This window comes from Flavobacterium salmonis, from assembly GCF_903819435.1.
Lineage (GTDB): Bacteria > Bacteroidota > Bacteroidia > Flavobacteriales > Flavobacteriaceae > Flavobacterium > Flavobacterium chungangense.
The window spans coordinates 1-12,240 of the sequence record NZ_CAIJDP010000048.1 but is presented as its reverse complement, the minus strand read 5'-3'; the positions used below and the strand labels follow the sequence as shown (position 1 = coordinate 12,240).

8 protein-coding genes are annotated in these 12,240 nt (G+C 36.0%); 6 read left to right on the top strand and 2 right to left on the bottom strand.

The annotated features are described in order from the left end of the window. Nucleotides 1-178 precede the first annotated feature (178 nt). Together FLACHUCJ7_RS01170 and FLACHUCJ7_RS01165 are read left to right on the top strand one after the other, a co-directional pair. The gene (locus FLACHUCJ7_RS01170) at nucleotides 179-976 is read left to right on the top strand and encodes an SDR family oxidoreductase (RefSeq protein WP_180907603.1); all 798 of its coding nucleotides are present in this window, start codon (nucleotides 179-181) and stop codon (nucleotides 974-976) included. 5 nt (nucleotides 977-981) lie between these two features. Then, on the top strand, nucleotides 982-1,815 hold the full coding sequence (locus FLACHUCJ7_RS01165; RefSeq protein WP_180907602.1) for an amidohydrolase family protein: 834 nt from the start codon (nucleotides 982-984) through the stop codon (nucleotides 1,813-1,815). A gap of 62 nt (nucleotides 1,816-1,877) precedes the next feature. On the opposite strand, the gene pelA is transcribed toward FLACHUCJ7_RS01165, so the two are convergent. Beyond that, nucleotides 1,878-3,086 (bottom strand): pectate lyase, encoded by a 1,209-nt coding sequence (pelA, locus tag FLACHUCJ7_RS01160; protein ID WP_180907601.1) that lies wholly within the window; start codon nucleotides 3,084-3,086, stop codon nucleotides 1,878-1,880. 70 nt (nucleotides 3,087-3,156) lie between these two features. Beyond that, nucleotides 3,157-4,845: a glycoside hydrolase family 28 protein gene (locus FLACHUCJ7_RS01155; protein WP_180907600.1), complete on the bottom strand. Its 1,689-nt coding sequence runs from the start codon at nucleotides 4,843-4,845 to the stop codon at nucleotides 3,157-3,159. Between the two features lie 406 nt (nucleotides 4,846-5,251). Between FLACHUCJ7_RS01155 and FLACHUCJ7_RS01150 the strand changes: the two genes are divergently transcribed. From FLACHUCJ7_RS01150 to dgt, 4 genes are all read left to right on the top strand, one after another. Further along, a complete protein-coding gene (locus FLACHUCJ7_RS01150) occupies nucleotides 5,252-7,774 on the top strand; it encodes an L-rhamnose mutarotase (protein WP_180907599.1) in 2,523 nt (840 codons plus the stop codon). 86 nt (nucleotides 7,775-7,860) lie between these two features. Beyond that, nucleotides 7,861-8,925: a Gfo/Idh/MocA family protein gene (locus FLACHUCJ7_RS01145; RefSeq protein WP_180907598.1), complete on the top strand. Its 1,065-nt coding sequence runs from the start codon at nucleotides 7,861-7,863 to the stop codon at nucleotides 8,923-8,925. Next, nucleotides 8,922-10,502, top strand: a complete 1,581-nt coding sequence (locus FLACHUCJ7_RS01140; protein ID WP_180907597.1) for a sodium:solute symporter — start codon at nucleotides 8,922-8,924, stop codon at nucleotides 10,500-10,502. Before FLACHUCJ7_RS01145 ends, FLACHUCJ7_RS01140 begins: the two co-directional genes overlap by 4 nt. A gap of 146 nt (nucleotides 10,503-10,648) precedes the next feature. Continuing rightward, entirely contained in the window at nucleotides 10,649-12,064 is a 1,416-nt protein-coding gene (gene dgt, locus FLACHUCJ7_RS01135; protein ID WP_180907596.1) for a dGTP triphosphohydrolase, read from the top strand. The last annotated feature ends 176 nt before the right edge of the window (nucleotides 12,065-12,240 follow it).

Below are 12,240 nucleotides of genomic sequence, written 5' to 3'. Positions count from 1 at the left end.
TAAACACAGAGAAACATAGGTTTTTTATTTTTTGAAAGAGAGTTGAAAGAAACTAGTTCCTCACACATAGCTATGTGTTTGTATGCAAGTGAAACGCCTTTTTCGTATGTTTCTAAAGCTATGTTTCTATGTGTTAAAAATATTTACAGCTATTTAAAACCATAAATAAACACAAAAAATGGATTTACATTTAAAAGGTAAAATTGTAGTCGTTTCAGGATCGGCTGGAAAAGAAGGTAGTATTGGAGAAACCATAATTAAACGACTGGCAGATGAAGGAGCTATTCCGGCACTTGTAGACAGAAACAGCCGTGGTTTTGGATATGCAGAAGAACTTCAAAAGAAAGGGATAGATGCTTTGTTTGTTCAGACAGATGTTACCGATCCTGGACAAATGGAAAGCGCCGTTAAACAAATTATAGCAAAATACGGCAGAATTGATGCTGTCATCAATAATGTTGGAGTTAATGATGGTGCAGGCTTAGATGCCAGTTATGAAGAATTCATGGATTCTTTAAAACTGAATGTGGTGAGTTACTTTTTAATGGTGAAATATGCACTTCCGTATCTAAAAGAATCAAAAGGAAATGTTTTAAATATTGGTTCAAAAGTAGCTCTTACAGGGCAGGGCGGAACTTCAGGTTACGCTGCTGCAAAAGGCGGCGTTCTTGGACTGACCAGAGAATGGGCAGTAGATTTGATTCAGTTCGGAATCCGCTCGAATGCTATTATTATTGCAGAAAGTTATACTCCGGCTTATGAGGACTGGATCAAAACATTACCGGATGGTGAAACAGTTTTGAAAAAAATCAATAAAAGTATTCCGTTTGAAAGCAGAATGACCAAAACAGAAGAAATTGCAGACACTGCGTTATTTATAATTTCAGATCGTTCTTCTCACACGACAGGACAATTTGTTTTTGTTGATGGAGGTTATGTACACTTAGATCGTGCTTTAATCAGTGATGTAAATTAATTGGTATGAACCGAATTGACTCTCATCAGCATTTTTGGATATTTGATCCGGTTAGAGATAGCTGGATTGATGATTCTATGAAAAAGATTCAAAGGAGTTTTTTACCAGAAGATTTGTCGCCATTGCTTTCAGAAAATCAATTTTCGGGCTGTGTAGCGGTTCAGGCAAGTCAGTCTGAAGAAGAAACCAATTTTTTAATGGATCTCGCTTCAAAAAATGATTTTATAAAAGGAGTTGTGGGCTGGGTTGATTTAAGAGCTGAAAATATTTCAGAGCGATTGAGTCATTTTTCTCAATTTGAAAAATTAAAAGGGTTCCGACATGTTGTGCAGGGAGAACCGGATGATTTTATGTTTGGTGAAGCTTTTCGTAACGGAATCGCAGCTTTAAAACAGTTTGACTTTACCTATGATATTCTGATTTTCCATCGTCAGTTGCCGGCTGCAATCGATTTGGTAAAAACATTTCCTGAACAAAAGTTTGTCATTGATCATATTGCAAAACCGGATATAAAATCGGGCGATATTACATCATGGAAAAAAGGAATTGAAGCAATTTCAAAATTTGAAAATGTATGGTGTAAAATCTCCGGAATGGTTACAGAAGCTGATTGGAATAATTGGAAACCATCTGATTTAAAACCGTATCTGGATGTGATTTTTGAAAACTTCTCTGCAGATAAATTAATGTTCGGTTCTGACTGGCCGGTTTGTAATGTAGCTTCAGATTATACTAATTTAGTCAAAACGGTAGAAGATTATTTGGCTCCTTTTTCAGTTGAAAATCAGAATAAATTTTGGTTTGAAAACGCAAAATCATTTTATAAAATCCATGATTAAGAAGAATGATATTTGAACATAAAAAAAGCGTGAAATATTAAATTCACGCTTTTTTTATGTTTTTATTTTTTTAAAACATCTGTTTCAGGAGTCCATTTTTTCTGCCATTCGGGATACTTTTTCAATACTTTTTCAGGATTGTAGGTATACCAGGCATAACCCGTTCGGCGTTCGCGGCTTACTTCTGCTAATGAATACAAGTATACACTGTCCCTGTCACAAAACAAAGGTTTTCCTGTTCCTAATTCGTAATAACGGGTCCAGATTGGTGGTGCAGTCGGATCATTTACAACACGACGATCGTCTTTAATTTTTTTGAATTTTGAATCCATCTCCGGAGCTTCAAAAGTTTCTACTCTGGTATTGTATATTTTAGAATCCTCAAACCACTTAACGGCACTTTGTACCGCTCTTATAACCTGTTCACTCGGATTTTCAATTTTCATTAAAAATAAGACAATATCAACACTTTCTGCATTACTGACACTTGGCGGTTCAAATTTTCTCGCCCATACCGGAAGTAAAGTTACCTCGTCATGCTGCTGGCACCAGGCACTAAGTTTTCCATGGTCAGAAATTTGTGTTTTTAAAATACAGTCAATTCCTTTTTCATAAGCTGTATTTACTTTGCTTTTTGTTTCAGCATCTATAAAACTAAAATTAGGATCGTTCTGTACTATTTTATCCAGCAAATTCATAATCCCCATATAGGCACCGTCATTAAAAGTAATATGACGGCTATATCCTTTTTCCAGTGGATAATATTGAGGCCATCCACCATTAGGATATTGGGCTTCCAAAATAAAATCGATACCTTTCAGACAGGCTGTTTTGTATTTTTCTATTTTAGTCAGTGTATAAACCTGCGCCAGATAATAGACATGAGTATAAGTGGTGCCGTTGTCAAAAGTGGTATGCAAAACTGACCTTGAACCTACAATATCATTTATCTGTTCAGTTGTCAAAATAGCACGCATGTCATAATTTTTTGGCCATCCGCCATTATCTCTCTGAAAATAGATGATGTTATCCGCAATTTTGGTGTATTCGGATTCTTCATATTTAGGCTGATTCGGAATCGGATTTACAATATTGTTTTTATCAGCAATACCATACCAGTGATTCATACTGTCGCTAAATGGTTTTGTACTGATTATTGTCGTCTTTTTGTCTTTTTCAGATTGAGCGCCTGAATAAAGAAACGAAAAAGAGGTGAGTAGGATGCCAAATAATAAACTCTTATTTCTGGACAGACTTTGTGATGTTTTCATAGTAATTTGATGAACTTCAGTTGTGCTTAGTTTAAACTTAGACACAACTGAAGGATAATGGTTTAATTAACTATAGTTTTACCGCAGATTTTGGAACAGTTTCTCCTATAACCGTTTTTTTGGCAAAATCTGAATTCGCTGAAGAAACAAATTCTACGTTCTGAGTCTCTTCGCCATTTATAGTAATGGCTTTAGATGAAGTAGAATTGAATTCAATATCCTTAAACGACATGTTTTTACCGTTGTAAATATCAATTACATTTGGTTTTTCAATATCTAGTTTTGCATTGTGAATTTTAATTCCGTTAGCATCAACAATAGTAAATCCATTTTCTGCTTTTGCAATCAGATTAGAAATTTCAATATTTTCCAGGTTCATTTCAGGAAGTCCTTGTAAAAATACAGCTTGTTGCGCCCCTTTGATTGTTATATTTTTTATCGAAATATTTTTGAACTGAGGCGTTTTTTCATCTACAGGCATTTTTTGATTGACAATTTTCGCACCACCTTCTTCCAAAGTTTCAGCAATGGATTTTCCTCCATAATAAAGGTTGAATGAAATCGCCTGAGAGGGAATATCGGTCATGAAAATGTCAGAAATAAAAATATTTTCTACAACACCTCCGCGTCCACGGTTACTCTTAAAACGCAGCCCAACATCAGTACCCATAAAAGTACAATTCGAAACGTGCATGTTTTTTACGCCGCCCGACATTTCACTTCCTACCGTAACACCACCATGACCATGATACACAATATTGTTTTTTATGATGATGTTTTCACAGGGAACACCTCTGTCACGACCGTCTTTATCCTTTCCTGATTTGATACAGATTGCGTCATCTCCCACATCAAAACTTGAATTTTCAACGATTACATTTTTGCAGGATTCTACGTCAAGACCATCTCCATTTTGTGAAAACCAAGGGTTACGAACCGTTATATTTCGAACAATCAAATCTTCAATCATCAATGGGTGAATGTTCCATGCTGGAGAATTTTGAAATACAGGTCCGTCAAACAATACTCTTTTGCTATTTTGAATACTCACCAATACCGGACGAAGGAAATCATGAATCGCTTCAAACTCTTCTTTAGTTTTTAAATCCAGACGTACATTCTGATCTGCTCCTACAGAAGCTTTCATGAAAGTTTCAGATGGATACCAGCTCGTTTTGCTTTCGTTAAGCACTCCGCCTGATTCGACAAATTTCTTCCATTGGCTTTCTGTTAATTTTGCTTTTTTGACTTGTCTCCAAACTTCGCCTGAACCATCCCATACACCATTTCCTGTAAAGGCAACATCTTCAAGATTTTTCCCGTAAAGTGGAGAAATACAACGCCAGGTGTTCAAACCTTCAAAACTGGTTTCAATAATTGGATATAAACTTTTATCAGGAGAAAATTTGATTAAAGCTCCGGTTTGTGCGTGTAATTCGATTTTGCTTTTTAAGATGATTGGACCAGTTAACCAGATTCCAGGAGGGATGATTAATTTTCCGCCACCCTTTTTTGAAAGTGCACTGATGGCATCTTCGAAAGCTTTTGTGTTTAAAACATATCCTCCGTTTACAGCGCCAAAGTCTTTAAGGTTTACAATGTTCTTCGGAATTTTTGGTTCATTGACTTTTGCCATTTTAAATTCAATGTTATCGTAGGTACCATTGGATTTTAACTTTTGGGCTACCGCATTTCCTGAACAGCTTATGGTTAGAACCGCCATAAGCATACGGAAAAAATGTGTTGGATTAGTTTTCATTCGTATTGAATTAGTTAAAGTTTGATTTTTTTAATTACCAAAATAATAGGATATGTCTATCTTAGTAAAACTTTTTTTATAAATAGTAGAATAAGTTCCCTAAAAAAACGAAAATACAATAATGTAATCGATTGCACAAATTTAATAAAATTTTTACAATATATTTAATAGGTGGAATAGTAATCTGATTGTCCGCAAAGCAAAATTTGAATCTTTTTTACTTATTATTTAAGGCATATTGATTATACGTATTTAAAGAATGCAGGAGGGAGCAGGACACTTATATTTTTATGTTCTATTAAATTGTACCCATTATTTGGTAAAAGTGTAAAAAACACATTTATTTATGAGTCTAATACAGTCAAGAAATAAAAACCTTTGCGGCTTTACCTAAAAAAAGAAAAAAATGCGTTTAAATATTTTTACTAAAGTTCTACTTATTTTTTTGATAACAATTTGCACATTCTCATTACATGCTGCTGAAATCTGGGTTTCTCCTCAAGGAAAAGATACTAATGAAGGAACAAAATCGAATCCTTTGGCAACAGTTCAGATGGCGGTGCGAAAAGCCAGAGAACTACGCCGTCTGAAAGATCCATCCATCAAAGACGGAATCCGTATAATTGTCATGAACGGAACGTATTATTTAAACGAACCTTTATTTATAAGACCTGAAGATTCCGGAACAGTAGACAGCCCGACAACTATTGAAGCGGATGCCAATGCTAAACCAATATTAAGCGGAGGTATCGAAATTAAAAACTGGAAAAAATCTACACTTGCTGTAAACGGCTTAAAAGCCGGAACAATTTGGGAAGCCAATGCTCCTCAGCAGGCAGGTGAAATTATCAATTACCGACAATTATGGGTAAACGGAAAAAAAGCCGTTAGAGCGAAAAGTACTTCTGGAAACCAAATGGACAGAATTTTGTCCTGGGATGCAGCAACAGAAACCTGCTGGATTCCATTCAAAAATAAATCCGTTAAGTTTGAACCGGGAATGGAAATGTTCATCGTACAATGGTGGGCGATTGCCAATCTTCGAATCAAAAATATCGAAATCAAAAAAGACAGCGCGAGACTTTCATTCGAACAGCCTGAAAGCCGAATCCAGAGCGAGCACCCTTGGCCGGCTCCGTGGATTTCTAAAAATAACGGAAATTCGGCTTTCTATCTCAGCAACGGAATCACGATGCTGAACGAACCGGGAGAATGGTTTTTAGACAGAAAAAAGGCGAAAATCTATTACATTCCAAGAAAAGGCGAAGATTTGGCTTCTGCTAAAGTGACTGCGCCGGTTTTGGAAAATTTGGTAAAAATTGAAGGTACTTTAGATACTCCGGTACATCATTTTAATTTTAAAGGAATTTCATTCCAATACAGCAACTGGCTTCATCCCTCACAACAGGGTCATGTGCCTTTGCAGGCGGGAATGTATTTATTGGATGCCTATAAATTAAAAACTCCGGGAACTCCAAATCAGGCGAGTTTAGAAAATCAGGGCTGGGTGGGAAGACCAAGAGCGGCTGTTGAGGTAAATTATGCTAATAATACACTTTTCGAATCTTGTAGTTTTGAACATTTGTCATCTACAGGTTTGGATTTGCACAGAGGAACGAATCATAATATTGTGAAAGGAAATTTATTCAAAGACATTGGCGGAAACGGAATCAATCTGGGTGTTTTCTCTGAAGAATCTTTTGAAGCGCATTTACCTTATACCGTAAAAGATGATAGAGTAGTTTGTTCAGATGAATTGATTACCGATAATTTAATTACCAACGTAGCCAACGAAGACTGGGGATGTTTGGGAATTGCAGCAGGTTTTATAAAGAATCTGACTATTGAACACAACGAAATTTCAGATGTGGCGTATAGCGGAATTTCGATGGGCTGGGGCTGGACGCACACCGAAAACGTGATGCGAAACAATAAAATTCAGCGAAATAAAATTCATCATTACGCCAAACATTTACACGATGTAGCCGGAATTTATACGCTTTCATCACAGCCTGAAAGCAGCATAGAAGAAAACTATATTGATAAAGTGTACAACAGTCCGTATGCACACGATCCGTTTTTGTGGCTGTATTTGTATACCGATGAAGGAAGTCAGGGCTTTACGATTAAAAACAACTGGATTCCGATTCAGAAAATATTGAAAAACAACAATGGTCCGAAGGGCAATATCTGGCAGGATAATTATGCTTTTGTTGATCCAAAAATCAAAGAAAGTGCTGGAATTCGTGCGCCATACAACGACCTATTAGCGAAAGAAGTTGTTGTTGACGAAGTTTGGGGCTTGCAGGAAATGCCTAAATCGGTAGCGATTGAAGTAATCGGAAAAGATCTGGATATCGAAAAAATCAAATCGACGATAAAAGGTTTCCGAATTGTTGGCGAAGAATTGTACCAATGGGAAAATCATCTGGTTATTTACGGATTGATGAATCAGCCGGAAAGAACGAAACGAAAACTGGCTCTGGCTTTTCCTAAACTGGAAATTAAAATTTACGAGAACCCGGTTTATGATTTTCAGAATTTCCAAAGATGTAAAGATGCCAAAGTAGTTTCTGAATGGGAGAATATCGTTTTGACTGCGAATTTGGTAGAGGACGAAAAACTGCAAAAGGAGTACGTAGATTATCACACAACCCAATTCGAAAAATGGCCTGAAATCGCAAAAGGTTTCTGTAATGCCGATTTCCAGCAGTTACAGGTTTTCAAAAACGGAAGACAATTAATGTTGGTCATCAGTATTCCAAAAGGAGAAAGCTTAGATAAACTGAATCCAAAAACAACCGAAAACAATCCGCGTGTAGACGATTGGAATGCACTCATGAAAAAATACCAAACCGGAATTGAAGGCGCAAAACCGGATGAAACCTGGATTTTTTTGAAGAAAGTGAATGTTGAAGGGAAAAAGTAGAAAAAACAGTAATGAGTTTATAAAAATCTGCTCCATCTGCGTAATCTGCGAGAAAAAAAACTAACAATCTAAAATAACCACACCTCATGTTAAAAATAGCCATCTTAGGACTTGGAGAAGGACGAAGCACCATGTCGGCCGCTTTAGAAAGTTCAAAATTAGAACTTGTAAAAGTGTGCGACAGAAATGAAGAAATCTGCAAGCAAAGAGCCAAAGAATTCGATTTTCATTCGTACACAACCAATTACGACGATTTATTAAACGATGAATCTATTGATATCATCGCTATTTATACGCCGGATCATCTGCATGCTCAACACGTCAAGCAGGCTTTGCTGGCAGGAAAGCACGTCGTGTGTACTAAACCGTTTATCGATGATCTTTCGGATGCCAAAGAACTATTGGAACTAAGCAAAACAACCGGTAAAAAGGTTTTCATCGGACAAAGTTCAAGATTCTTCGAACCGGCCAAAAGACAAAGAGCAGATTATGAAGCCGGATTAATTGGCGATTTAATTACGATTGAAGCCCATTACCACGCAGATCACCGTTGGTTTTTAAAGAAAGAATGGTCGCTGCTGCAGTCTTTCAAATGGCTGTACGGAGGTTTAAGCCATCCTGTAGATTTCATTCGTTGGTATCTTCCAAATATTCAGGAAGTAATGGGGTATGGAATGATCAGCAGTAACGGAGCTGTTGCAGGCTTAAAAAATGAGGATACCATGCATTTTATCTTTAAAGCGACAGATGGCAGAATTGCCAGAGTGAGTGGTGTTTATACTTCACCAACACAGCCGGCACAGCGCGATAGCGGAATGAGTACGATTTTAAGAGCAACAGAAGGAGCCTGTCAGGCCGATTATCACGAATTGCGTTATGCTGTTACAGATAAAACCGGTGAAGAAAAAGTAATCACCTGGGGCGACAGCACTATAAAATACTATTTCCGTTTTGAAGGTCAAAGTCATCACGGTGGAGAATATCAGAACTATCTGGAATATTTTACAGATAGTATCGAACAGGGTTTTGAAGCCTATCCGAATATGGAAGAAGGCATCGGAACTGTGGCATTATTACAGGCAATGGATAAATCATTACAAACCGGAATGCCAGTAAAAATTGCTGATGTTCTTAACGAATACGGGCTATGAACAGCATCTACGATAAGTTAACGGCCTTAGATTTTATGATTGTTGCGGCCTATCTGGTGATTTTATTGGTCATTGGGTATGTGGTGAGCGTGAAGCAGAGTAAGAAGAACGAAACGCTTTTTATGGCGGGAAATTCCCTTAACTGGTACAATATCGGATTCAATATGTGGGGGACCAATGTGGGGCCATCGTCGTTATTGGCTTTTGCGAGTATTGGTTATGCGACGGGAATCGTTGCCGGAAATTTCGAATGGTACGCCTTTGTGTTTTTATTGCTTTTGGCAATCGTTTTTGCACCAAGATACATTGCCAGCAAAGTCAGCACGATGCCGGAATATATGGGAAAACGTTATGGCGACAGTACTCAGACAATTTTAGCTTGGTATGCGATGGTGAAAATTTTAGTAAGCTGGCTGTCGTTGGGATTGTTTAGCGGAGGCATTTTGGTACGCCAAATTTTAGGCATTCCGATGTGGCAGAGTGTTACCGTTTTAGTGATTTTCTCTGGAATTTTTACGTATGCCGGAGGATTGAAAGCTATTGCCAAAGTGAATGTTTTTCAAATGATTTTATTGATTGTCGTTTCACTAACCTTATCGTATTTAGGGTTACAGAAAGTAGGCGGCATCGAAGCTTTGATTGCTAAAACACCTTCTAATTTCTGGAATTTAGTTCAGCCTGCAAACGATGCCCATTATCCTTGGCCTGCTATTTTATTAGGATATCCTGTGGCGGCAGTTGCATTTTTCTGTACCGACCAGTCGATGGTGCAGAGTGTTTTGGGAGCGAAAAATTTAGAGCAGGGACAATTGGGAGTCAACTTCATCGGATGGCTGAAAGTACTGGCTTTGCCGCTGTTTATTTTGCCGGGAATCCTGTGTTCGGTTTTGTTTCCTGAATTGGGAAAAAACTCGGATTTGGCTTATATGACCATGGTGACGAATTTATTCCCAAGCGGAATGAACGGTCTGGTAATTTGTGTTATGATTGCCGTTTTGGTAGGAACTATTGGTTCCTCATTGAATGCCTTAAGCACCGTTTTTACGAATGATATTTATGTAAAGAAAATGAATCCGACAGCTTCTATAAAAGAACAGATCAAAATCGGACGATTTACCATTGGGGCAGGTTGTGTGTTTGCGATCCTGATTGCCATTGCGATTGACAATATCAAAGGACAGAATTTATTCAACATCTTTCAGGCGGTTCTGGGATTTTTGGCGCCATCGTTATCAGTTGTGTTTTTGTTAAGTGTTTTCTGGAAACGCACGACCAAAAAAGCAGTGAACGCAACGCTTTCTTGGGGTTCTGCTTTTAGTTTATTCGTAGGAGTATTGTATTTATGGATTTTTCCGGCAGATAAATACCCGGTTTGGCCACACTTTTTATTAATTTCATTTTACATTTTTGCTGTGCTTTTAATTGCGGCAGTGGTTATTTCATTAACCGATAAAAATCCGGAAGTTAATTTTTCAGATGAAACTGATATTCCTAAAACTAGTAAGCGTGTGGAGATTTTATTCGCTATATTGGGTCTGGTAATTTTGAGTTTGTATTTGGTTTTTAATGGGAATTAAAATAGAGTATAATAAATAATATTGAGAACGCTTTCTTTTATAAGGAAGCGTTTTTTTAATGTTTGAAGAAGAAATATAAAAATGATTTTAATCTATTATATTTGAAAATGAATAAACAAGAAAAACCGTTATAAATTTAAAATAATATGAATAATTCAGAAACATGGAAGAAATTACTATCTCCAAATAGAATTAAGGATGCAAAAAAGAATAAACAAACTACTGAAGGCGGGAGCCATGATATGCGAAATCCATTTGAGCGAGATTCTGATAGAATTATTTATTCTTATCCATTTAGAAGGCTTCAAGATAAAACCCAAGTAATACCTCTACCGATAATTGATTTTGTACATACAAGGTTAACTCATAGTTTAGAAGTGGCTACAGTAGGTAGAAGCTTAGGTAGGATAGTTGAAACTTTCTTATTAAAAGAAAAGGACATTACAAGTGATCAAATTGGACATATACCAAGTATAATTCATGCAGCTTGCTTAGCACATGATATTGGAAATCCACCATTTGGGCACTCAGGAGAAGATTCAATTTCTGATTATTTTAGAAATGACGAAGGATTTGATTATATTGAAGAATATTTTCATAAAGATGATGAATTTTATAATTCAAAAATGAATGATTTACAATGTTATGAAGGAAATGCATTAGGATTTAATTTGTTAACTAAATATGAAGATGTTGGTTTGAATCTGACTTGCGCTACTTTGGCAACTTTTACAAAGTATCCAAGATTATCATATATAAATGGTGATTTGAATAAAGATAATAGGTGGAATAATGATAGAGTAAGTCAAAAAAAATATGGTTTTTTTGTTACCGAATTGGAAGAATTTAAAATTGTAGCTGAAGAAACAGGAATGATTCCATTAAAATTAGGAAATGGAGATTATTCTTGGTGCAGACATCCATTGTCTTTTTTATTAGAAGCTGCTGATGATATTTGCTATAGGATAATTGATTTAGAAGATGGTTTTCGCATAAAGAAAATACCATTTGTAGAATGTGAAAAGGATCTTATGCCTATAGCAGAATTAGATAATAATTTTAGATTAGATAAATATAATTTGCTAACCACCGAGAATAGAAAATTTTCATATTTAAGAGCATTAACTATAAATGTTTTAATTAATAAATGTAGTGATGTTTTTCAAGATAAATATTCAGAAATCCTTTCTGGAGATTTTGATAAAGATTTAATAAAATGCATAGATAATGTAGTTATACAAGCTTCAATAAACGAAATCAAAAATACTGTTAAAAAATATATCTATATTTCTTCAGATGTACTAACATTAGAAGCTGCAGGATATGACGTCTTAGGTGGGCTATTAAGAGAATTTATTGAAGCTTCAAATTTTTGCTCAAGTTGTTCTGAACCGTATCTAAGTAAAAAAGCAAGTAAGTATTATGATTTATTACCAGATGAATATAAATCTGTTGATGATGATTACTACGTTCGCTATCAAAAAATTGCTAATTATGTTGCAGGTATGACTGATTCTTATGCATTAAATTTATTTCAAAAAGTAAAAGGAATAAAATTATAAAAGTAAGAAATGAAAAAAGCGCTTTCTAAAAAAGCGCTTTTTTAGAAATTATTTATTCCCCTCGTGCGAGCTTCTAGCCATAAGTGTTCGAAACCTCATTCCGGATTTAAAATTGTATTTACTTTGTTTGGATCTCCTCCACATTTTTCAACTATGTCTTTAATAATTAAAACTTC